The sequence below is a fragment of the Streptomyces sp. SID14436 genome (genome assembly GCF_010548465.1).
Classification (GTDB): domain Bacteria; phylum Actinomycetota; class Actinomycetes; order Streptomycetales; family Streptomycetaceae; genus Streptomyces.
In genome coordinates this window covers 1-21,618 of record NZ_JAAGMD010000891.1, presented here as the reverse complement: position 1 = coordinate 21,618, position 21,618 = coordinate 1, and the positions used below count along the sequence as shown (strand labels likewise).

Below are 21,618 nucleotides of genomic sequence, written 5' to 3'. Positions count from 1 at the left end.
AGGGTGGGGCCGTCGTGTGTGCACAGGCCCGTCACGACGGCCACCGGCGGATGTCCCGCGCAGCCCGGTGCCGGACATCGCGGTGTCACGGGCCGGTCGCGGGGCACACCTCGGGGCCGCGGGGGCCCGGCGAGCAGCGGAGGAACGAGCAGCAGTGGGCAACAGGAAGCGCGTCGCCGAGCGGCGGAAGACGAGACCCGTCGTCCTCGGCGGGTTGATCGCCGTGGTGGCCGGGGGCGCCGGGGTCGGCGCCTACGCGCTGTTCGGGGGCGGTGCCGCCGCCGAGGACGACACGCGCGCGGCGTCCGCGCAGCAGGTGGAGGCCAAGACCGGCCCGCTGTCCGCCGCCGAGGTCACCGGCACGGCCGAGCGTTTCCTCACCGCCTGGCAGCAGGGCAGGGTGGGCGAGGCCGCCGCGCTCACCGACGACCCGAAGGCCGCGACCGCGCTGCTCACCGGCTACACGAAGGACGCCCGCGTCAAGGACGTCACCCTCACCCCGGCGGCGCCGGCCGCGGCCAAGGTGCCCTTCTCCGTCAAGGGCACGGTGGAGTACGAGGAGACCGGCAAGCCGCTGGCGTACGACAGCGAGCTGACCGTCGTACGCCGTGCCGGGGACGGCGAACCGCGCGTCGCGTGGCGGGCGTCGGTGGTGCACCCCGACCTGAAGGACGGCGACCGGCTGGTCACCGGGGAGTCGGGCACCCCGCCGGTCAAGGCACTGGACCGGGACGGCGGTGAGCTGACGACCGGGAAGTACCCGAGTCTGGGCCCGGTGCTGGACGGGCTGCGCGAGAAGTACGGCAAGACGGCCGGCGGCACGGCGGGCATCGAGCTCCAGGTGGTGCGCGGCAAGGCGGCCGAGAAGGCGGAGCTGTCCGACAAGACGCTGCTGGAGCTGCGCGAGGGCACGCCGGGCACGGTGCCGACGACGCTGGACCCGTCGCTGCAGGCGGCCGCCGAGGAGCAGGTCGCGAAGAAGCCGCGGGCGTCGGTGGTGCTGCTGCGGCCGTCGACCGGGGAGATCCTCGCGGCGGCGAACTCCTCGCGGGGCTTCAACACCGCGTTCCAGGGGTCGCTGGCGCCCGGTTCGACGATGAAGGTCGTCACGGCGTCGATGCTGCTGGAGAAGGACCTGGCGGGCGTCGACGAGAAGCACCCGTGCCCCAAGTTCTTCAGCTACGGCGGCTGGAAGTTCCAGAACCTCGACAAGTTCCAGATCAAGGACGGCACCTTCCGGGCCAGCTTCGCCCGGTCCTGCAACACCGCCTTCATCAGTCAGGCGCCCGAGCTGAAGAACGACGACCTGACCAAGCAGGCACAGCAGGTCTTCGGGCTGTCGAAGAACGACTGGCAGGTCGGGGTGTCGACCTTCGACGGCTCGGTGCCGGTGCAGAAGGACGCGTCGATGGCGGCGTCCCTGATCGGCCAGGGCGGGGTGCGCATGAACCCGCTGAACATGGCGTCGGTGTCGGCGACGGTCAAGGCGGGCGTGTTCCGTCAGCCGTACCTGGTCCCGCCGGAGGTGGACGGGCGCGCGCTGGCGAAGGCCGGGCGCACGATGTCGCCGCAGACGGCGTCGCAGCTGCGGGACCTGATGGCGTACACGGCGACCGCCGGCACGGCGGCGGAGGCGATGGCCGGGGTCGGCGGCGACAAGGGCGCCAAGACCGGGTCGGCCGAGGTGGACGGGCAGAAGAAGCCCAACGGCTGGTTCACGGCGTACCGCGGGGACGTGGCGGGTGCGGCGGTCGTCCAGCAGGGCGGGCACGGCGGTTCGTCCGCCGGGCCGATCGTGGCGTCGCTGCTGAAGCTGGGCGGCTGACCCGGCCGGCGCGGTTCTCGTGGCGGCCCGTCACCGGCGTCCGCCCGGGTACGCCGGTCGAGGCCGGTGCGGGCTCCGGGCTCCGGGCGGGAAAACCGCCCGGAGATCCGGGCCGTCCGCGCCGTCGGGACCGTCCGGGCCGCCGGGACCGTCCGCGCCACCGGGACCGTCCGCGCCACCGGGACCGTCCGGGCCGCCGGGACCGTCCGGGCCGCCGACTCGCCGCGATGACGGGCCCGGTGCGCCGCGGGCTCAGTGCGGGACGGGCTCCGCCGCGGCGGCGTACGTCCGGCTCAGGAACCGGGTCAGCACCTTGTTCTCGAACTGCACCACCGACACCCCGCGCGCGGTGTGGAACTCCACCACCGTCTGCACCCGGCCGCAGGGCCACACCTGCACCTCGCCGTGGCCGGCGGGCATGTGCAGCCCCTGTTCCAGCAGCTCGCGGGGCACGGTCCACTCGGGGGTTCCGGATCCGGGGAGCGCCACGCGGACGGACCGGGGGTCGGCCCCGGGGTCGTAGCGCAGCACCACGGGGACGGCTCCGCGGTCGCCCAGCAGAGGGTCGGCGTCCGTGACGACGTGGGCTCGCGCGTACTGCTCGACTACGGACATCGTGGGCCCCTTCGCGTGCTGTCCCAGGGAAAGCCTTGCAGGCCGTATACCCACCCCCGTCCAATGTCCCACCAAAAAGCGGAATGCGCCCGTCCGGTCGCCGTATATCACGGCACGGATCTGAACCGGGTAAGAAACGAGCCGCTCGCTCTTGCGAAGCGTTCGCAACTGCCCACATCATCGATGTGTGCACGCACCCGACGGATTCATCGACGCGCCCCTGTCCGCCGCGGCCGGTCTCCTCGCCGCCGGCGCCGTCGCCGTGAGCCTGCGGGGCGCGCGCCGCGAACTCGCGGGGGACCCCTCCGGCGGAGGCGACCGCACCGCTCCCCTGGCCGGGCTGGTCGCCGCGTTCGTCTTCGCGGTGCAGATGCTCAACTTCCCCGTCGCGGCGGGCACCAGCGGCCATCTGCTCGGCGGGGCGCTCGCCGCGATCCTGGTCGGGCCGTACACCGGGATGCTGTGCGTGTCGGTGGTGCTGCTGCTCCAGGCGGTCCTCTTCGCCGACGGCGGGCTGACCGCGCTCGGCGTCAACCTCACCACCATGGCGCTCACCACGACCGTCGTCGCCTACGCGCTCTTCCGCGGCCTGGTGACGGTGCTGCCCCGCTCCCGCCGCTCGGTGACCGTCGCGTCCTTCGTCGCCGCCCTGGTCTCCGTGCCCGCCTCCGCCCTCGTCTTCACCCTGCTCTTCGCGCTGGGCGGCACCACCGATGTCGCGATCGGCAAGGTCGCCACCGCCATGGTGGGCGTGCACGTGCTGATCGGGCTCGGCGAGGCCGCGATCACCGCGCTGACCGTGGGGGCCGTCGTCGCGGTGCGCCCGGACCTGGTGCACGGGGCGCGCGGGCTGCGGCAGCGGCTCAAGCTGCGGGTGGACGGCGAACTCGTCGACGCGCCCGAGCCGGAGCCGGCGGCCTCCGCGCCGGCCGGCTCGCCGCGCCGGATCTGGGCGGCCGGCCTGGTCACCTCGCTGCTCCTCGCCGGGTTCGTCAGCTTCTACGCGTCCGCCGACCCGGACGGCCTGGAGAAGGTCGCCACCGACCACGGCATCGACGAGAAGGCCGAGGAGCACGCGACGGCCGGCTCCCCGCTCGCCGACTACGGCGTCCGGGACGTCTCCGACGAGCGGCTCTCCGGCGGCCTCGCGGGCGTGATCGGCGTCGGTGTCACCGTGGTCGCGGGCACCGGCGTGTTCTGGGTGCTGCGCAGGCGGCGCGGCACCGACGCCTCACCGACGAACACGGACACGAGCGCGGCCACGGGCACGGACACGGCCGCGGGCGCGGGCGGCGCTCCCGGCGACGCGGACGCCACCGCCCGCGCGAAGGGCTGACCGTGGGCGCCGGCCATGCCCACCGGCTCTACCGCCCGGCGGACTCCCCCGTGCACGCCCTGCCCCCGCACACCAAACTGGCCGCGGTGTTCGCCTTCGTCCTGGTCGTGGTGTCGACGCCGCGCGAGGCGGTGTGGGCGTTCGCCGGGTACGCGGTGCTGCTGGGCGTCGTGGCCGGCCTCGCCCGCGTCCCGGCGGGGTTCCTGCTCCGCCGGATGCTGATCGAGGTGCCGTTCGTCGCCTTCGCGGTGCTGCTGCCGTTCGTGGCGGAGGGCGCCCGCACCGACGTCCTCGGGCTCTCGCTGAGCGTGGACGGGCTGTGGGGCGCCTGGAACGTGCTGGCCAAGGGCACCCTGGGGGTCGCCGCCTCGGTGCTGCTGGCCGCGACCACCGACCTGCGGGACCTGCTGCGCGGCCTGGAACGCCTCGGGCTGCCGTCGCTGCTGGTGCAGATCGCGGCCTTCATGGTCCGCTACGGCGACGTCGTCACCGACGAGGTGCGCCGCATGCGCATCGCCCGCGCGTCACGCGGCTTCGAGGCCAGGGGTCCGCGGCACTGGGGGGTGCTCGCCAAGTCGGCGGGCGCGCTGTTCATCCGCTCCTACGAACGCGGCGAGCGGGTGCACCTGGCCATGCTCAGCCGCGGGTACACCGGTGCCATGCCGGTCGTCGACGAGGTGACCGCGTCCCGGGCCCAGTGGTCCCGTGCCGGCGCGCTCCCGGCCGCCGCCCTGGTGCTGTGCGTGCTGGGGTGGGTGGTGTGCTGGACCCCATGACGACGTCCCTGGAGGTCCGCGGCCTCGCCTATGCCTACCCCGACGGCCACCAGGCCCTGTACGGCGTCGACTTCGCCGTCGGGCGGGGCGAACGCGTGGCGCTGCTCGGCCCGAACGGCGCCGGCAAGACCACCCTGGTGCTGCACCTCAACGGCATCCTGACCGGCGGCACCGGAACCGTCCGGGTGGCCGGACTCCCCGTCGGCAAGGAGCACATGGCGGAGATCCGGCGCCGGGTCGGCATCGTGTTCCAGGACCCGGACGACCAGCTGTTCATGCCGACGGTGCGCGAGGACGTGGCGTTCGGCCCGGCCGCGGCCGGGCTGAAGGGGCCGGAGCTCGAGGCGCGGGTGGACCGGGCGCTGGCCCGGGTCGGCATGGCGGAGTTCAAGGACCGTCCGCCGCACCACCTGTCCTTCGGGCAGCGGCGCCGGGTGGCGGTGGCGACCGTGCTGGCGATGGAGCCGGAGATCCTCGTCCTGGACGAGCCGTCGTCCAACCTGGACCCGGCCTCGCGGCGCGAACTCGCCGACATCCTGAGCGCGTTGGACGTCACCGTGCTGATGGTGACCCACGACCTGCCCTACGCCCTCCAGCTGTGCCCGCGCTCGCTGATCCTCAGCGACGGGGTGATCGCCGCCGACGGCGCCACGGCCGAGCTGCTGTCCGACGACGCGCTGATGCGCGCCCACCGCCTGGAGCTGCCCTACGGCTTCGACCCGCGGTCCGTGCCGGCGGCCCCCGGCGCCTGACCCGGCGTGGGCGAGAACGGGACGGAACGCGCGGCAACGGCTGCGTAACGATCACCCGGGGCCGCCCGCACCCAGGAATCGCAGGCGGGGAAGGGCCGTTGCACCCTGTGTCACAGGTGAGCGAGAGGACGACGGGCGTGGACATCGACGTGCACGGCACAGTGGCCGAGGGCTTCGAACGCGTCGGTGAGGCGTTCGCCCGCAACTTCACCGCGCTGGGCGAACGGGGCGCCGCACTCGCCGTGTACCGCGACGGGCGCCGCGTCGTCGACCTGTGGGCCGGCACGAAGGACGTCGACGGCACCGACCCGTGGCGGCGCGGCACCGCCCAGGTGGTGCGCTCCGCGACCAAGGGCGTCGCCGCGGCCGTCCTGCTGATGCTGCACGAGCGGGGCGCACTGGACCTGGACGCGCCGGTCGGGCACTACTGGCCGGAGTTCAAGGCGCACGGCAAGGAGGGCGTCCTCGTCCGCCACGTGCTCAGCCACCGGGCCGGGCTGCCCGTCCTCGACGCACCGCTCACCCCGCGCGAGGCGTACGCCCCGCTGCGGGCCGCCGAGGCGCTGGCCGCGCAGACGCCGGTGTGGGAGCCGGGCACCGACCACGGCTACCACGCGCTGACCTACGGCTGGCTGGTCGACGCCCTCGTCCGGCGGGTGACCGGCCGGGGCACCGGCGAGTGGATCGCCTCCGAGATCGCGGACCCGCTCGGACTGGACCTGTGGGTGGGCCTGCCCGCGGCCCAGGCCCACCGGGTGGGCAGGGTCGGCCCGGTCGAGGGCGCCGAACCGTCCGGGGCGCTCCGTGCCCGGCCCAAGCCGTCGGTCACCGCCGCCTACGCCGACCCCTCGTCCCTCACCCGCCGGGCGTTCGCCGCGATCACCCCCACCCCGGACCAGAACGACCCGGCCTTCCACGCGGCCGTCCTGCCCGCCGCCAACGGCATCGCCACGGCGGACGCCCTGGCCCGCTTCCACGCCGCGCTCATCGGCCCGGTCGACGGCGTCCGCCTGCTCGGCCCGGCCACCGTCGAGCGGGCCCGCGCGGAGGAGTCGGCGGGGCCCGACCGGGTGCTGGTCGTCGGCACCCGCTTCGGTCTCGGCCACATGCTGCACGGCAGCGCCTCGCCGCTCCTCGGCCCGGGCTCCTTCGGCCACCCCGGCCGCGGCGGCTCCCTCGGCTTCGCCGACCCCGGCTCCGGCATCGCCTTCGGCTACGTCACCAACGGCTTCCGCCGGACGGTCACCGCGGACCCGAGGGCGCAGGCCCTGATCCGGGCGCTGCGGGCCTGCCTCGACGCCTGAGCACCGACGCCTGAGCACCGCCCGGCCGCCGTCCGCCCTGCGGCGGCGTACGGCGGCCGGGCGCGTCGGCGCGTCGTGGGTCAGACGTGGATCGGGTGCGAGATGCGCCCCGACGCCTCGTCGATCTCCCCGTGCGCCTTGGTCAGCAGCTGCATCGCGAGCTCGTTCAACGCCCGCGCCCCGGCGATCTCCTCCCCGACCCGTGGCTGATTCGCGTCCGTGTGGTGCCGGACCGCGTGTCCGTGCGCCCGTATCTCCGAGCCGTCGGGCAGCCGCACCATCGCGGCCGCGCGGGTGTGCTGGTCGTCCTCGCTGAACTCGAGCTCTACGTGCCAGCCCACAATGGTGTGCGCCATGACGATCACCTCCGGAATCCCTAGTTCCAGGGTGCCTCCGGCCCCGGCGCCCCGCACCCGCCCCGCCCCCGCTTTCTCCGCGGCCCAGCCGGCCCCGCACCAGCCTCCCCCGCCCGGCTGCCCGGCCTACCCGGCGCGCAGCATCAGCCCGATGCCGGCCACCATCAGGGCCGCGGCGGCGATGCGCGGGGCCCCGAAGCGCTCCTTGAAGAACACGGCGCCGATGGCGGCACCGACGAGGATGGACGACTCGCGCAGCGCCGCGATCGGGGCGAGGGCGGCGCGGGTCTGCGCCCACAGGACCAGGCCGTAGGCCGTGACCGACATCGCGGCGCCGACGAGGCCGAGGGCGGCGTGCGGGCGCAGCCGGGCGGCGGCCGAGCCGCGCCACCGCCACAGGGCGTAGGCGGGGATGACCGTGCCCTGGACGGTCATCAGCCAGGCGACGTAGCCGAGGGAGGAGCCGGAGGCGCGGACGCCGAGGCCGTCGACGACCGTGTAGACGGCGATGGACAGTCCGGTGGCGAGGGCGGCCCCGATCGCCGCCCAGTCCGGGGTGCGGCCGCGCAGGCCCCACAGGGCGACGCCGGTCAGGCCGGCGCAGGACAGGGCGATGCCGGCGGCGGCCCAGCCGTCGGGCACCTCGTGCGCGAACAGGGCCGCGAGGACGGTGACGACCAGCGGCGCGCTGCCGCGCGCGATCGGGTACGCCTGCCCGAAGTCGCCGAGTTCGAAGGACCGCATCAGCAGCGCGTAGTAGGCGATGTGGAGGGCGGCGGAGCCGAGGAGGTACGGCCACGCCCCGGCCGCCGGGACGGGCACGAACGGCAGCAGCGCGAGCCCGATGAGCAGTCCGCCGCCCGAGATCAGGGCGAAGCCGACCAGCTTGTCGGTGATGCGGTGGGCGATGGCGTTCCACCCGGCGTGGGTGACCGCGGCGATCAGGACGGCCGCGGTGACCGCCGGGGTCACGCGGCCCGTTCGCGCACGTCCACGAGGGTGCCGCCGGCGTGGGCGACGAGCGTCTTGGGCTCCATCGGGAAGACGGTGTAGGGGGTGCCGGCCGCCGCCCACACGAGGTCGTGCTCCAGGAGGGAGCGGTCGGCGAGGACCCGGGTGGTGGCCGTGCGGTGGCCGAACGGCGGTACGCCGCCGATGGCGTAGCCGGTGGCCTCGCGGACGATGTCGGCCTTGGCGCGGGTCACCTTGTCCGCGCCGAGTTCCCGCCGGACCGCTTCCAGGTCGACGCGGGAGGCGCCGTCCATCAGGACCAGCACGGGCACCCCGTCGGCGGCGAAGATCAGGGACTTGCAGATCTGGCTGAGTTCGCAGCCGACGGCCGCGGCGGCCTCGGCGGCGGTGCGGGTGGCGTCGGGGAAGCGGCGGACCTCGGCGATCAGGTGCGCCAGGCCGAGGTCGCGCAGGGCCTGGGCGAAGCGGGGGTGGGCGGCGGAGCCGTCGGGCGCGGGGTCGTGGGCGGCGGTGGTCATGCGGGGCACGTTAGCGGCCGGCGGGCCGGGCGGGCGACCGGGGTGTCGCACCGCCCGGCCCGCCGGCCGGAAGGGGAAGCCGGTGAGGGCGCCCCCGTCCCCACGGGAACCCTCACCGGCTGGTGTGCGGCGGCCGGTGCCCGGCCGCTGTCCGGGGTGGTCAGACCCTGACCAGCTCCCGGTCCTCGTCGCCCTTCTCCTTCTCGCCGCCGGTCTGCAGCTTCTCGCCCTCGACGTCGACGTTGGGCAGGATCCGGTCCAGCCACTTCGGCAGCCACCAGGCGCGCCTGCCGAGCAGGGCCAGGACGGCCGGGACGATCGCCATGCGGACGACGAACGCGTCGAAGAAGACGGCGACCGCGAGTCCGAAGCCGATCATCTTGACCATGGACTCGGTGGAGCCGATGAAGCCGGAGAAGACGGCGATCATGATGACGGCGGCGGCGGTGACCACCCGGGCACCGTGCCGGAAGCCGGTGACGACGGCCTGGGTGGGCTGCTCGCCGTGGACGTACGCCTCCCGCATGCGGGTCACGAGGAAGACCTCGTAGTCCATCGCCAGGCCGAAGACCACGCCGACCATGAAGATCGGCATCATCGACATGACCGGGCCGGTCTCCTCGACGCCCATCAGGCCGGACAGCCAGCCCCACTGGAAGACCGCGACGACGGCGCCGAGGGCGGCCATCACCGACAGCAGGAAGCCGAGGGCCGCCTTCAGCGGGACCAGGATCGAGCGGAAGACCACGATCAGCAGGAGGAAGGCGAGGCCGACGACCAGGATCAGGTAGGGCACGAGCGCGTCGTTGAGCTTCTCGGACACGTCGATGTTCATCGCCGTGGCGCCGGTGACGAGGACCTCGGCGTCGGTGTCGGCCTTCAGTCCGGTCCCGGCGTCGCGGATGTCGTGCACCAGGTCCTCGGTGGTCACGGAGGACGGCTTGGACTCGGGGATGACGGTGATGGTGGCGGTGTCGCCGGACTTGTTGGGGGCTGCCGGGGTCACGGCCACGACGTTGTCGAGCCCCTCGATCTTCTTGCCGGTGCGCTCGAAGGCGCCCTGCGCGTCGTCGCTGCCCTCGGCGTCGACGACGACCACGAGCGGGCCGTTGAAGCCGGGGCCGAAGCCCTCGGAGAGCAGGTCGTAGGCGCGGCGCTGGGTGGTGGACGTGGGCTGGGAGCCGTCGTCGGGCAGGCCCAGTTCCAGGGAGGCGGCGGGCACGGCGGCGGCGCCCAGGCCGACCACGCCGAGCAGCAGCACGGCCACGGGCCGGCGGACGACGAAGCGTGCCCAGCGGGTGCCCATGTTCTCGCGGTCGGGCTTGCCGGAGGTGCGGCCGCCGCCGAGCAGCCTGCTCTTCTCGCCGGCCGGGCGGACCCGGCGGCCGGCGTAGCCGAGCAGCGCGGGGATCATGGTGAGGGCGATCAGGACCGCGATGGCGACCGTGCCGGCGGCGGCGACACCCATCTTGGTCAGCATCGGGATGTTGACCACCGACAGGCCGACCAGGGCGATGACGACGGTGAGACCGGCGAAGACGACCGCGGAGCCCGCGGTGCCGACGGCCCGGCCGGCCGCCTCCTCGCGTTCGCGGCCCTCGGCGAGTTCGGCGCGGTAGCGGGAGACGATGAACAGGGCGTAGTCGATGCCGACCGCGAGGCCGATCATCGTGGCCAGGATGGACGTGGTGGAGCCGAGGTCGAGGGTGACGGCCAGCGCGGTGATGGCGGAGACGCCGATGCCGACGCCGATCAGCGCGGTGAGCAGCGGCAGTCCGGCCGCGAGCAGGGAGCCGAAGGTGATGACCAGGACGACCGCGGCGACGCCGATGCCGATGATCTCCGCGGCGCCGGTCTCCGGGACGGCCTGGAGGGCGTCACCACCGATCTCGACGGTCAGCCCGGCGTTGCGGGCGTCCTCGGCGGCGGTCTGAAGGGCTTCGCGGGAGGACTCCTCCAGCTCCATGCCGGAGACCTTGTAGCTCACCGAGGCGTAGGCGACGCTGCCGTCCTGGCTGACTCCGCCGCCCTCGTAGGGGTCGGTGACCCGGGCGACCTCGGCGCCGCCGGACAGTTCCTCGACGGTGCTGTCGACGGTCGCCTTGTGGGCGGCGTCGGTCATCTTCTCGCCGTCGGGCGCCTTGAAGACGACGCGGGCGGTCGCTCCGTCGGCACTGGTGCCGGGGAAGCGCTCCTCGAGCAGGTCGAAGGCCTTCTGGGCCTCGGTGCCGGGGATGGAGAACGAACTGTTCCCGGCCGTCGGGGCGCCGGCCGCGCCGACCCCGGCGAGGGCCAGCAGGGCGACCCAGATCAGGGCGACGAAGTGCCGTCGCCGGAAGGAGAGTCGACCGAGTCGATAGAGGAATGTGGCCACGAGGGAGGTCTCCCGGTCAGTCGTGGTTCTTTCAGGGCAGGGGCGTACGGCCCGACGACGTGAGCGGAGGCGTCAGGTACTGGCTGACCGGGGGTGCGGTCAGTGAAGGGGGTGTGGCGGCCGGGGCGGCCGCCGGATCAGCGTGGGGAGACGCCGAGTGCGGGGAGGACCACGGCGTCGATGTACGAGGCCAGGAACTCCCGGGTCGGTGGCAGGTCGTCGATCAGCGTCCGCGTGGCGAACGCGCCGACGAGCATGTGCACCATGTACGAAAGGGCCGGGTTGTCGGATCTGACCTCACCGCGGTCGATCGCCCGCCGGACGATGCGGCGGAACTCCTCCACCTCGGGCTCCACCAGCAGTTCCTTGAACGCCTGACGCAGGTCCGCGTTCGCCTGGACGGCCATGGACAGCGCCCGCATCAGGGCGGCGTTCTGTTCCATGGCGCAGTCGTCCTCGCGCGTGATGATCGCGTGCAGGTCACCCCGCAGCGAGCCGGTGTCGATGTCCGCGATGCCGCCCGGCTGCTGGGACCGCATCGCCTTCACCACCAGCTCCGGCTTGCCGCCCCACTGGCGGTAGAGCGTGGCCTTGCTGGACCGGGTGCGGGCGGCCACGGCGTCCATGGTGAGGGCGTCGTAGCCGACCTCGCGGAGCAGGTCGAGCACGGCCGCGTACAGCTCGGCCTCGCGTTCGGGCGTGATCCGGCTGCGACGTGGGGCCGTCGTCTCCGTCATCCCGTCCACCTCTCCGTTCCGGTCCACCGTGCGAACGACACGGTTTCGTACACGTGAAGACGATACCCCGCCCCTTAAGGGAACGAAACCGTTTCGTACGTGTCCTGCATCACGTGCCTCCCGCACGCATGTGCCCGCTTCAGCCGACTTGCCCCGGTACACCCCCCGGAAAAGCATGGGGAGGGTGACCTACCTGCGCCTGCCGCACCTCAACGGCGACCTGCTGTGCTTCGTGGCCGAGGACGACCTGTGGATCGCCCCGCTGGACCGTCCCGGCCGGGCCTGGCGGCTCACCGTGGACCGCACCAAACTGGGCCACCCCCGCTTCTCCCCCGACGGCCGCCACATCGCGTACACCAGCTGGCACAGCCTCGACCCCGAGGTGCACGTGATCCCCGTCGACGGCGGCCCGGGCACCCGGCTGACCTACTGGGGCAGCGACGACACCCGGGTCTGCGGCTGGGAGCCGCCCGACGAACACGGCAACGCCGAGATCCTCGCCGTCGCCTCGCACGGCGAACCCTTCTCCTACTTCACCTGGGCCTACAAGCTGCCCTGCGACGGCAGCCCCGGCCGCAAGCTGCCCTGGGGCCCGGTCAGCGACATCCAGACCGCCGAGATCGACGGCGAACGCAAGTCCCTGCTGCTCACCGGCACCCCGCCGCACGAGCCCGCCTCCTGGAAGCGCTACCGGGGCGGCGCCACGGGCCGGCTGTGGCTGCACGGCCGGCGGCTGCTCGACGGCATCGACGGACACCTGCACTCCCCGATGTTCGTCGCCGGACGGATCGCCTTCCTCTCCGACCACGAGGGCGTGGGCAACCTCTACTCCTGCGCCCACGACGGCACCGACCTGCGCCGCCACACCGACCACGACGCCTTCTACGCCCGCCACGCCTCCAGTGACGGCACCCGGGTCGTCTACCAGTGCGCCGGCGACCTGTGGATGGTGGACGACCTCTCCCCCGGCTCCCTCCCGCACCGCCTCGACGTGCGCCTCAGCAGCCCGCGCGCCGGGCGCCGCCGCCACCAGGTGCCCGCCGCTCAGCACCTGGACGCCATCTCCGTCGACGAAACGGGCCGGGCCAGCGCCGTCGTGGTCCGCGGCAGCCTGTACTGGCTCACCCACCGCGACGGCCCCGCCCGCACCCTCACCGACACCCCGGGCGTGCGGGTCCGGCTCCCGGAGATGCTCGGCGCGACCGGGCAGGTCGCCTACGTCACCGACGCCGAGGGCGAGGACGCCGTCGAGATCGCCTCCCTGCCCCGCGCCAGCGGCCAGCGCCCCGCCCGGCGGCTCGCCGCCGGACGGCTGGGCCGGGTCCTGGAACTCGTCGCGGACCCCGAGGGCGAGCGGCTCGCCGTCGCCGCCCACGACGGCCGGCTGCTGCTCCTCGGCACCGGCGAGGACGACGGCGGCGAGGTCACCGAGCTGATCCGTTCCCTCAACGGCCCGGTGCGCGACCTGGCCTTCTCCCCCGACGGGGCGTGGCTGACCTGGTCGCACCCGGGGATCGGCCGGTCGCTGCGGCAGATCAAACTGGCCCGGCTGGCGGACCGGCTCGTCGTCGACGTCACCAACGGCCGCTTCGAGGACGAGAGTCCGGTGTTCACCCGGGACGGGCGTTACCTGGCCTTCCTGTCCTGGCGCGGCTTCGACCCGGTGTACGACGTGCACACCGGCGACCTGTCCTTCCCGCTGGGCTGCCGCCCCTACCTGGTGCCGCTGTCCTCGGCGACCCCCTCACCGTTCGCGCTCAACCCGGAGGGCCGCCCGGCCGCGGGCGGACTGGACCCGGTGGAGCGCGAGGACGCCGGGGAGGGCGAGAACGGCGCGGTCACCGTGGAGACCGAGGGACTGGAGAGCAGGGTCACCCCTTTCCCGGTGGCCGCCTCCAAGTACTCGGCGCTGCACCCCGTCGCGGGCTGCGGCCTGGTGTGGCTGCGCTGGCCGATCTCCGGCGCGCTCGGCGAGACCTTCGCCAACCCGGACGACACCAGCGGCCGGCCCACCCTGGAGCACTTCAGCATCGGCAAGGCCAGGAAGACCGAACTCGTCGACCACCTCGACGTGTTCGCGGTGAGCGGCGACGGCACCCGGCTGGTGGTGGCCGACGAGGGCGAACTGCGCGCGGTGCCCGCCACCGAGCCCGGCGACAGCGACTCCACCGTGTGGATCGACGCCCGCCGCATCCTGCACGAGGTCGACCCGGCCGCGGAGTGGCGGCAGTCCTACGAGGAGGCGGGGCGGCTGATCCGCGCCTACTTCTGGGACCCGGGCATGTGCGGCATCGACTGGGACGCCGTCCTGGAGCAGTACCGCCCGCTGGTCGAACGGGTCGCCTCCCCCGACGAGTTCGCCGACCTGCTGCGCGAGGTGCTCGGCGAACTCGGCACCTCCCACGCCTACGTCAGCGCCGCCCGGCGCAACGAGGGCCCGCCGCACTACCAGCGCCGCCAGGGCCTGCTGGGCGCCAACCTCGTGCCCCGGGAGGAGGGCTGGACGGTCCGGCGGATCCTGCCCGGCGACGCCTCCGACTCCCGGGCCCGTTCCCCGCTGGCCGGGACCGGCATCCGCGAGGGCGCGGTCCTCACCCACGTCGACGGCCGCGCCGTGGACCCGGTGACCGGACCGTACCCGCTGCTGGCGGGCGCGGGCGGCACGACCGTGGAGCTGACCTTCGCGCCCGCCGGGGGCGAGGGCGCCCCGCGCCGGGTCGCCGTCGTCCCGCTGATCGACGAACGTCCCCTGCGCTACCAGGACTGGGTCACCAAACGCCGCCAGGTGGTCCGGGAGTTGAGCGACGGCAGGTGCGGCTATCTGCACATCCCCGACATGGGCGGCTCCGGCTGGGCGCAGTTCAACCGCGACCTGCGCATGGAGGTGTCCCGGCCGGCCCTCATCGTGGACGTGCGCGGCAACGCCGGCGGCCACATCAGCGAACTCGTCGTCGAGAAACTGACCCGCACCATCCTCGGCTGGGACCTCACCCGCGACGCCCAGCCGGTGTCGTACGCCTCCAACGCCCCGCGCGGGCCGGTGGTGGCGCTGGCCGACGAGGCGACCAGCTCCGACGGCGACATGATCACCGCCGCGTTCAAGCTGCTGCGGCTCGGCCCCGTGGTCGGCCAGCGCACCTGGGGCGGTGTGGTCGGCATGACCGGACGGCACCGGCTCGGCGACGGCACGGTCATCACGGTGCCGATGAACGCGGCCTGGTTCGACGCCTACGGCTGGTCCGTGGAGAACTACGGCGTCGCGCCCGACCTGGAGGCGCTGCGCACCCCGCTGGACTGGGCGGAGGGCCGGTACGCGCAGCTGGACGACGCCGTCCGGCTGGCCCTGGACCTCCTGGAGTCCGAGCCCCCCGCCACCCCGCCCTCCTACCGGGACCTCCCGGACCGCTCCCGCCCGAAGCTGCCGCCGAGGACGTAGCGGCGGCCCGAACTCCGCCTTTTCCGTGAGGAGTCGGGGCGCACGGAGAAGGGGCGCCTCCCTCGGGGGCGCCCCTTCCCGCGTCACTCCGCCTCGCGCAGGACGTCAGACCTCGCGGTCGCGGTCGATGCGCTCCTCGTGCTCCGGCCGGCGGCGCGGGTTGTCCATGTCGTCGTCACGACGGCGACCGCGGTTCTGCAGCTGCTCCTTGCCCTGCTGGGCCTTCTGCTTGGCCTGCTGCTGGAACTGCTCGGACTTCTCCTGGAACTGGTCCTTCATACCCATGTGGGTTCACTCCCGTGGGGGGTGAGGGGATCTGGCCCGACCAGATTCACACGGGCGGTGACCCTACGCATGTCGATCACTTACGCTGCGTGACGCGGTGCTGTTCGTCGGCGCTGCCGCCGGCTCCGACCAGGCCCGTCCGCATCCCGGTGAGCCGGTCCGCGAAGCGCCGCATCTCCCGCTGGCCGACGGTGCCGATGACGGCCGGCAGGTAGCCGCGCACGCCCTGCATCCCGCGCAGCCACCACTGCCCGTAGACGTGGGCGGAGCGCCGCTCGATCCCGGCCACGATGCGGTCCACGGCGGGACCGAGCGGGTACGTCTTGTTCGACGGCCACGGCAGCCGCTGCCTCAACTCCCGCATGACGTCCTCCTGGTCGGCACCGCGCACCATGTCGGTGTCCGTCCACGACAGGTACGCCACGCCCACCTTCACACCGCGGTGCCCGACCTCGGCGCGCAGGCTGTGCGCGTAGGCCTCCACCCCGGACTTGGAGGCGCAGTAGGCCGTCATCATGGGCGCCGGGGTGATCGCGGCGAGGGAGGCGATCTGGAGCAGGTAGCCGCGGGACTCGGTGAGCAGCGGCAGGAAGGCGCGGGCGGTGACCGCGGATCCGATCAGGTTGACCTCGATCACCCGCCGCCAGGACTCCGGGTCGGAGTCGGCGAACGGACCGCCCGTCGCCACACCGGCGTTGGCGACCACGATGTCGACCCGGCCGAACCGCTCCTTGACCTCGGCGGCGACCCGGGCCATCGCCTCGTGGTCGGTGACGTCGGCGTACCAGTGGTCGCTCTCGCTGTGCAGGCGGGACGAGACGTCCTTCAGCGCGTCCGGCTCCAGGCCGACCAGCGCGACCTTCACGCCGCGCGCGGACAGCTTGCGGGCCAGCAACTCGCCCACACCGCGCGCCGCTCCGGTGACGACGGCGACCCGTCCCTCGAGACTGGCCCTGCTCATGCGGTCTCCTCCAGTGGTGCGGCGGGAACGGGCGGTGCGGCGGGGGCGGCCGGTGCGGCCGGCCCCGGCGCGGTCAGGTGGGCGGTCACCAGGCCGCGGATCTTCGCGGTGACCGGGCCGGGCGCCTCGACGGGCGTCATGTGGCCGACGCCGGGCAGTTCGGTGAGCCCGAGGCAGTGCGGCAGCGCGGCGGCCAGCGACCTGCCGTGCACGGGCGGGGTGAGCCGGTCCGCGGTGCCCACGACGACCTCCGCCGGCACCGTCAGCTCCCGCACCCGGTCGTCGAGGTCGAGCGCGTCGAGGACGCGGGACCAGGCGTGGCGCACGTTACGCGGGCAGGCGTGCACGATGCGGGCGCAGGCGTCGACCGCCTCCCGCGCCGAACCGGGGCCCATCGTGCCGTACTTGAGGATCCGGCGGGCCACCGGCGTGACCGGGCCGAGGGGCAGCCGGGAGCCGAGGATGCGCCGGGTCAGTCCGGTCCGCATCCGGCCGGGACGGATCGGCACCACGGTCGACTCGGCGACCAGGCGCGAACTGCCGGTGCTGCACAGCAGGACGGCCACCGCGTGCGCGGCGAGGGCGGGCCGGGCGGCGGCGGCCAGGATCGTCATCGCGCCCATAGAGTGCCCGGCCAGCACGGCGCGTTCGCCCGGTGCGAGGGCCGTCGTCAGCACGGCTTCCAGGTCGTCGGCGAGGGCGTCGGCGCTGCACGCGGCGGAGGCCGGGCTGCGGCCGTGGCCGCGCTGGTCGTAGGCGATGACCCGGTGGTCGGCGGCCAGTTCGCGGATCTGCGCCGCCCAGAAGGCGGTCGAGCAGGTCCAGCCGTGGGCCAGGACGACCGCGGGCGCCCCGTCGGGCCCGTGGATCTCGACGTGCAGCCGGGCGCCGTCGGCGGAGACGGCGGTCAGCTCCCGGACCGGGACGGGCGGGGCGTACGGCCCGGAGGTGACGTGCGCCGGCCCGCTCACGCGGTCACCTCCGCGGTCTCGTCGGAGGCACCGGCCGGGGTGGCGGGGGAGCCCGCCGAGGAGGCGCGCAGCACCGCGTACTCGGCGAGGTCCACCCGCCGGGTGGCGCGCCGGAACTCGCTCGTGGTACCGGGCCAGATGGTGGTGTTGCGCCCGCTCGCGTCCAGGTACCAGCTGGTGCAGCCGCCGGTGTTCCACACCGTGCGCTTCATCCGCTCCTGCACCCGGTGGTTCCAGGCGCGCACCGCGCTGGGGCGGGCGTCGAGGGCGACCCGGCCGCCCAGGACGTCGAGCTGGCGGAGGTAGTCGGCCAGGTAGTTCAGCTGGGACTCGATCATCAGGATCATGGAGGAGTTCCCGAGCCCGGTGTTCGGCCCGATGATCGTCATCCAGTTGGGGAACCCGGCGGCCGCGGCGCCGCGCAGCGCCTGCATCCCGCCCGCCCAGGTCTCGGCGAGGGTCCTGCCCTCCGCGCCGACGACGCGTTCGGCGATGGGCATGTCGGTCACGTGGAAGCCGGTGCCGAACACGATCGCGTCGGCCTCGGTCTCGGTGCCGTCGGCGGCGACGAGGGTGGAGCCGCGCACCTCCCGCAGACCGGCGGCGACGACGTCGACGTTCGGCCGGGCCAGCGCCGGATAGTAGGTGCTCGACAGCAGGATCCGCTTGCAGCCGATGCGGTAGTCGGGGGTGAGCTTGGCGCGCAGGTCCGGGTCCTTGATGGCCCGGCCCATGTTGCGCTTGGCCAGCTGCTCGACGAAGCCCAGCTGGCGCGGGTGCTTGGTGAACGCCTGCACCTGCAACTCCCGCACGCCCCACAGCAGTCCGCGGCGCAGCTGGGTGGTGAGGGGCAGCGTCCGGTGCAGGGCGCGCTCGGCGGCGCTGATCGGCCGGTCGACGCGGGGCAGGACCCAGGCGGGGGTGCGCTGGAAGAGGGTGAGGCGGGAGACGAGCGGCTGGACGGCCGGCACGATCTGGATCGCTGAGGCCCCGGTGCCGATCATCGCGACCCGCTTGCCGCGCAGGTCGTAGTCGTGGTCCCAGCGGGCGGAGTGGAACACCTTGCCGGGGAAGGTGTCGAGGCCGGGGATGTCCGGGATCCTGGGCTCGGACAGCGGTCCGGTGGCGGAGACGACGACGTCGGCGCTGAGGCTGCCGCTGCTGGTCTCGATGTCCCAGCGCAGCCGCTCGGTGTCCCACACCATCCGCTTCACCTCCGAGTGGAAGCGGAGGTGGGGGCGCAGCCCGAAGGTGTCGGTGACGTGCTCCAGGTAGGCGCGGATGTGCTCCTGCCCGGAGAAGGAGCGGGGCCAGTCCGGATTGGGCGCGAAGGAGAAGGAGTACAGGTGCGACGGCACGTCGCAGGCGCAGCCGGGATAGCTGTTGTCGCGCCAGGTGCCGCCGACGCTGCCCGCCCGCTCCAGGACGACGAAGTCGGTGATCCCTTCGCGCCGCAGCCGTACGGCGGCGCCCAGTCCGCCGAATCCCGAACCGACCACCGCGACCCGTACATGCTCGTGCTCGGCCATCCCAAAGCCTCCACGCATCGCTCAGAACCCTGCCAGTGAACACTGGCGCAATCGGGAGCGTAGAGCAGCACCGTACTGATGGGTAGGGGGCGGGGAGAGAAAGTTACCGCCGGTAGTCCGGGCCGCGTCCCGGGCGGGCGGGGCGAGGGAGTCAGGCCCTAGGCTGCTGATGTGGCAGAAGACGGCGCGGAAACCGGTGAGCGGCGCGAGTACCGCATGGAGGAGCTGGCCCGGCTGGCCGGCATCACGGTGCGCACCCTGCGGTTCTACCGCGAACGCAAGCTGATCCCGCCGCCCCGCCGCGAGGGCCGCATCGCCTGGTACGACGACCACCATCTGGCCCGCCTGCGCACCATCACCGCCCTGCTGGAACGCGGCCACACCCTCAACGGCATAGCCGAGCTCGCCGAGGCCTTCGACCACGGCCGGGACGTCGGCGAACTCCTCGGCGTGGGCGCGCCCACGGAGGAGACCCCGGTCCGCCTCACCCCCGAGGAACTCGCCGACCGGTTCGCCGGACAGGTCACCCCGGAGAACCTGGCCGCCGCCCTCGAACTCGGCTACCTGGCCACCGACGGCGAGGAGATCGTCCACATCAGCCGCCGCCTGCTGGACGTCTCCTCCGCCCTGGTCCGCGAGGGCATCCCGCTGGCCGAGGTCCTGCACGCCGGCGCGACGGTCCGCAGCCACGCCGACGCCCTCGCCGACCTGTTCGCCGACCTCATCCTGCGGCACGCCCCCGAGGAGGCCCTGGGCCGGCTGCGCCCGCTGGCCCGCAGCGTCGTCGACTCGGAGCTCTCCCTGGCGCTGGACCGGCGGCTGCGCAAGCAGAACGGGCCCGGCCGCCCGCCTCAGGAGCCGTAGACCACCGTCACGGGCGCGTGGTCCGACCACCGCTCGGCGTGCGAGGCGGCCCGCTCCACGTACCCCTTGAGCGCCCGCGCGGCCAGCCCCGGGGTCGCCATCTGGTAGTCGATCCGCCAGCCCGTGTCGTTGTCGAACGCGCGCCCCCGGTAGGACCACCACGAGTACGGCCCGTCGACCTCCGGATGCAGCGCCCGCACCACGTCGACGTACCCGCCCTCGTCCGGGTCCAGCACGCGGGACAGCCACTCCCGCTCCTCGGGCAGGAAGCCCGAGTTCTTGAGGTTGCCCCGCCAGTTCTTCAGGTCGGCCTTCTCGTGGGCGATGTTCCAGTCCCCGCACACCACGACCTCGCGCCCCTCACCGGCGGCCCGCTCCCGCAGCTGCTTGAGGTGGGCGAGGAACTCCCCCATGAACCGCAGCTTCTCGTCCTGCCGCTCGGTGCCGACCTCGCCGGAGGGCAGGTACAGGGAGGCGACGGTGACGCCGGGCAGGTCCGCCTCCACGTACCGCCCGCTGCCGTCGAACTCGGCCGAGCCGAAACCGACCCGCACCCGGTCGGGCTCACGCCGGGTGTACAGGGACACCCCCGCACGCCCCTTCGCCGCCGCCGGGGCGTGCACGACGTGCCACCCCTCGGGCTCGCGCACCTGCTCGGGCAGCTGGTGCGGCTCCGCCCGCACCTCCTGCAGGCACACCACATCGGCGGAGGTCCCGGCCAGCCACTCCACGAAGCCCTTCTTCGCGGCGGCACGCAGACCATTGACGTTGACAGAGGTCACAGTGAGCACCAGGGCAGCGTACCCATACCCTGGACACGGTCCAATTCCGGACCGGATTTCTGCTCCCGATCACCCCCGATCCTGATTTACCGTGCTCGTCATGAACATCCGCCCAGTCCCCTACGACCACCCCGACGCCGTGAAGCTGGACGCCGAGGTACAGGCCGAATACAACCTCCGCTACGGCGACGGCGGCGACGCCACCCCCATGGACCCGGCGGACTTCACACCCCCGAACGGCATCTACCTGATCGTCTACGACGACCGGGACGTCCCCGTCGCCTCCGGCGGCTGGCGCGTGCAGAACGCCAACGGCGAGGGCAACCGGGACGGCGACGCCGAACTGAAGCGGATGTACGTGATCGAGTCCATGCGCGGCCGCGGCCTGGCCCGCCGCATCCTGGCCGCCCTGGAGGCCGACGCCCGCGCCGCCGGCCGCGTCCGCATGGTGCTGGAGACCGGCACCAAGCAGCCGGAGGCCATAGCCCTGTACACCTCCAGCGGCTACGAGCCCTGCGAGCCCTTCGGCTACTACCGCTTCCACGAGGAGAGCCGCTGCTACGCCAAAACGCTGTGAGCTTCCCCGCGTGACGGCGCCACGGACGCCGGCACGAGCGGGCTCCCGCCCGCTCGTACCCCACCTCCGCGCCGACGCCCTGACGGTGCCCCAGCCCCCGGACGGCACGACCACGCCGGTCCGGGGCCCGGGAAGCACCGCCCAACTCGTCACCGCGGTACGGCCACCGCGGTACAAAACGTCGAAGCCCCGGTCGGGAGATCCCGACCGGGGCTTCGAGCTGCGTGGACCTGAGGGGATTTGAACCCCTGGCCCCCTCGATGCGAACGAGGTGCGCTACCGGACTGCGCCACAGGCCCTTGCAACGAGTGAAACTTTAGCACCCCGATCCGGCTGCTCGGAAATCCGTTGCCGGTGGGGGCGCGGACGCCGGATGCACGGGCTACTCGTTGGCGGCGCGGGGGCGGTCGCCGTCCTCGTACTGGTCGAAGAGCGGGGTGCGGCCGCGTTCGCGGGCGCGGCGCGCGGAGGCGGCGCGGCGGGCGTCGGTGCGGCCGTCGCCGTCGGTGCGCTCGTCCGTGCCGGTCTCCTCGTCGTCGGCTTCCGCGGTGGCCGGGGTCTCCTGCGGGCCGGGGGTGACGGCGCTGGAGCGCGCCGAGCTCCAGGTGTCCGGGGCTCCGAGGTCGACGTCGCTGGTGGCGCGCGGGG

The 21,618-nt window shown here is 73.7% G+C and carries 19 protein-coding genes, 1 tRNA gene and 1 pseudogene; 8 read left to right on the top strand and 13 right to left on the bottom strand.

The window, feature by feature from the left end; all coding sequences use genetic code 11:
• The first annotated feature begins 154 nt into the window (after nt 1-154).
• Nucleotides 155-1,825: a penicillin-binding transpeptidase domain-containing protein gene (locus G3I53_RS32710; protein ID WP_164338257.1), complete on the top strand. Its 1,671-nt coding sequence runs from the start codon at nt 155-157 to the stop codon at nt 1,823-1,825.
• A gap of 252 nt (nt 1,826-2,077) precedes the next feature.
• Here the strand turns inward: G3I53_RS32710 and G3I53_RS32705 are convergent, their stop codons facing one another.
• Nucleotides 2,078-2,440, bottom strand: coding sequence for an SsgA family sporulation/cell division regulator (locus G3I53_RS32705; protein WP_164337415.1), 363 nt, complete (start codon nt 2,438-2,440; stop codon nt 2,078-2,080).
• A 187-nt stretch (nt 2,441-2,627) separates the two neighbouring features.
• Here G3I53_RS32705 and G3I53_RS32700 point away from each other — a divergent pair, with 187 nt between their 5' ends.
• The 4 genes from G3I53_RS32700 to G3I53_RS32685 all read left to right on the top strand — a co-directional run bounded on the left by G3I53_RS32700 (nt 2,628) and on the right by G3I53_RS32685 (nt 6,608).
• Nucleotides 2,628-3,776: an energy-coupling factor ABC transporter permease gene (locus tag G3I53_RS32700; RefSeq protein ID WP_164439048.1), complete on the top strand. Its 1,149-nt coding sequence runs from the start codon at nt 2,628-2,630 to the stop codon at nt 3,774-3,776.
• Between the two features lie 2 nt (nt 3,777-3,778).
• Nucleotides 3,779-4,552 carry a cobalt ECF transporter T component CbiQ gene (gene cbiQ, locus G3I53_RS32695; RefSeq protein WP_164338008.1) on the top strand — a complete coding sequence of 258 codons (774 nt, stop codon included), beginning with the start codon at nt 3,779-3,781 and terminating at the stop codon, nt 4,550-4,552.
• Nucleotides 4,549-5,304, top strand: coding sequence for an ABC transporter ATP-binding protein (locus G3I53_RS32690; protein WP_164338007.1), 756 nt, complete (start codon nt 4,549-4,551; stop codon nt 5,302-5,304). Before cbiQ ends, G3I53_RS32690 begins: the two co-directional genes overlap by 4 nt.
• A gap of 143 nt (nt 5,305-5,447) precedes the next feature.
• On the top strand, nt 5,448-6,608 hold the full coding sequence (locus tag G3I53_RS32685; RefSeq protein ID WP_164338009.1) for a serine hydrolase domain-containing protein: 1,161 nt from the start codon (nt 5,448-5,450) through the stop codon (nt 6,606-6,608).
• Nucleotides 6,609-6,688: 80 nt separating this feature from the next.
• Here G3I53_RS32685 and G3I53_RS32680 read toward each other — a convergent pair whose 3' ends face one another.
• From G3I53_RS32680 to G3I53_RS32660, 5 genes are all read right to left on the bottom strand, one after another.
• Nucleotides 6,689-6,964 (bottom strand): DUF1876 domain-containing protein, encoded by a 276-nt coding sequence (locus G3I53_RS32680; protein WP_164338006.1) that lies wholly within the window; start codon nt 6,962-6,964, stop codon nt 6,689-6,691.
• 126 nt (nt 6,965-7,090) lie between these two features.
• Complete coding sequence (locus G3I53_RS32675) at nt 7,091-7,936, bottom strand: EamA family transporter (protein ID WP_164439047.1); 846 nt, start codon at nt 7,934-7,936, stop codon at nt 7,091-7,093.
• Nucleotides 7,933-8,454 (bottom strand): YbaK/EbsC family protein, encoded by a 522-nt coding sequence (locus G3I53_RS32670; protein WP_164333277.1) that lies wholly within the window; start codon nt 8,452-8,454, stop codon nt 7,933-7,935. Before G3I53_RS32670 ends, G3I53_RS32675 begins: the two co-directional genes overlap by 4 nt.
• A 160-nt stretch (nt 8,455-8,614) precedes the next feature.
• Nucleotides 8,615-10,828, bottom strand: coding sequence for an MMPL family transporter (locus tag G3I53_RS32665; protein WP_164337803.1), 2,214 nt, complete (start codon nt 10,826-10,828; stop codon nt 8,615-8,617).
• A 137-nt stretch (nt 10,829-10,965) separates the two neighbouring features.
• Nucleotides 10,966-11,565, bottom strand: a complete 600-nt coding sequence (locus G3I53_RS32660; RefSeq protein ID WP_164337802.1) for a TetR/AcrR family transcriptional regulator — start codon at nt 11,563-11,565, stop codon at nt 10,966-10,968.
• Nucleotides 11,566-11,749: 184 nt separating this feature from the next.
• On the opposite strand from G3I53_RS32660, the gene G3I53_RS32655 reads away from it, so the two are divergent.
• Complete coding sequence (locus G3I53_RS32655) at nt 11,750-15,001, top strand: S41 family peptidase (RefSeq protein ID WP_164337801.1); 3,252 nt, start codon at nt 11,750-11,752, stop codon at nt 14,999-15,001.
• Between the two features lie 105 nt (nt 15,002-15,106).
• Here G3I53_RS32655 and G3I53_RS32650 read toward each other — a convergent pair whose 3' ends face one another.
• The 4 genes from G3I53_RS32650 to G3I53_RS32635 all read right to left on the bottom strand — a co-directional run bounded on the left by G3I53_RS32650 (nt 15,107) and on the right by G3I53_RS32635 (nt 18,747).
• The gene (locus G3I53_RS32650) at nt 15,107-15,286 is read right to left on the bottom strand and encodes a hypothetical protein (RefSeq protein ID WP_164337800.1); all 180 of its coding nucleotides are present in this window, start codon (nt 15,284-15,286) and stop codon (nt 15,107-15,109) included.
• Between the two features lie 76 nt (nt 15,287-15,362).
• Nucleotides 15,363-16,247 (bottom strand): SDR family oxidoreductase, encoded by an 885-nt coding sequence (locus G3I53_RS32645; protein ID WP_164337799.1) that lies wholly within the window; start codon nt 16,245-16,247, stop codon nt 15,363-15,365.
• Complete coding sequence (locus G3I53_RS32640; protein WP_164439046.1) at nt 16,244-17,218, bottom strand: alpha/beta hydrolase; 975 nt, start codon at nt 17,216-17,218, stop codon at nt 16,244-16,246. The genes G3I53_RS32645 and G3I53_RS32640 overlap by 4 nt, the downstream gene beginning before the upstream one ends.
• Complete coding sequence (locus G3I53_RS32635; protein WP_164335213.1) at nt 17,215-18,747, bottom strand: NAD(P)/FAD-dependent oxidoreductase; 1,533 nt, start codon at nt 18,745-18,747, stop codon at nt 17,215-17,217. The genes G3I53_RS32640 and G3I53_RS32635 overlap by 4 nt, the downstream gene beginning before the upstream one ends.
• A 216-nt stretch (nt 18,748-18,963) precedes the next feature.
• Between G3I53_RS32635 and G3I53_RS32630 the strand changes: the two genes are divergently transcribed.
• Nucleotides 18,964-19,611: a MerR family transcriptional regulator gene (locus G3I53_RS32630; RefSeq protein WP_164335219.1), complete on the top strand. Its 648-nt coding sequence runs from the start codon at nt 18,964-18,966 to the stop codon at nt 19,609-19,611.
• Here G3I53_RS32630 and G3I53_RS32625 read toward each other — a convergent pair.
• A complete protein-coding gene (locus tag G3I53_RS32625) occupies nt 19,599-20,402 on the bottom strand; it encodes an exodeoxyribonuclease III (RefSeq protein ID WP_164335215.1) in 804 nt (267 codons plus the stop codon). The genes G3I53_RS32630 and G3I53_RS32625 overlap by 13 nt on opposite strands.
• Before the next feature lie 91 nt (nt 20,403-20,493).
• Here G3I53_RS32625 and G3I53_RS32620 point away from each other — a divergent pair, with 91 nt between their 5' ends.
• A complete protein-coding gene (locus G3I53_RS32620) occupies nt 20,494-20,970 on the top strand; it encodes a GNAT family N-acetyltransferase (protein ID WP_164335217.1) in 477 nt (158 codons plus the stop codon).
• 225 nt (nt 20,971-21,195) lie between these two features.
• Here G3I53_RS32620 and G3I53_RS32615 read toward each other — a convergent pair.
• A tRNA-Ala gene (locus G3I53_RS32615) sits at nt 21,196-21,269 on the bottom strand.
• An 83-nt stretch (nt 21,270-21,352) separates the two neighbouring features.
• A pseudogene (locus G3I53_RS32610) lies at nt 21,353-21,618 on the bottom strand (hypothetical protein); the annotation flags it as partial.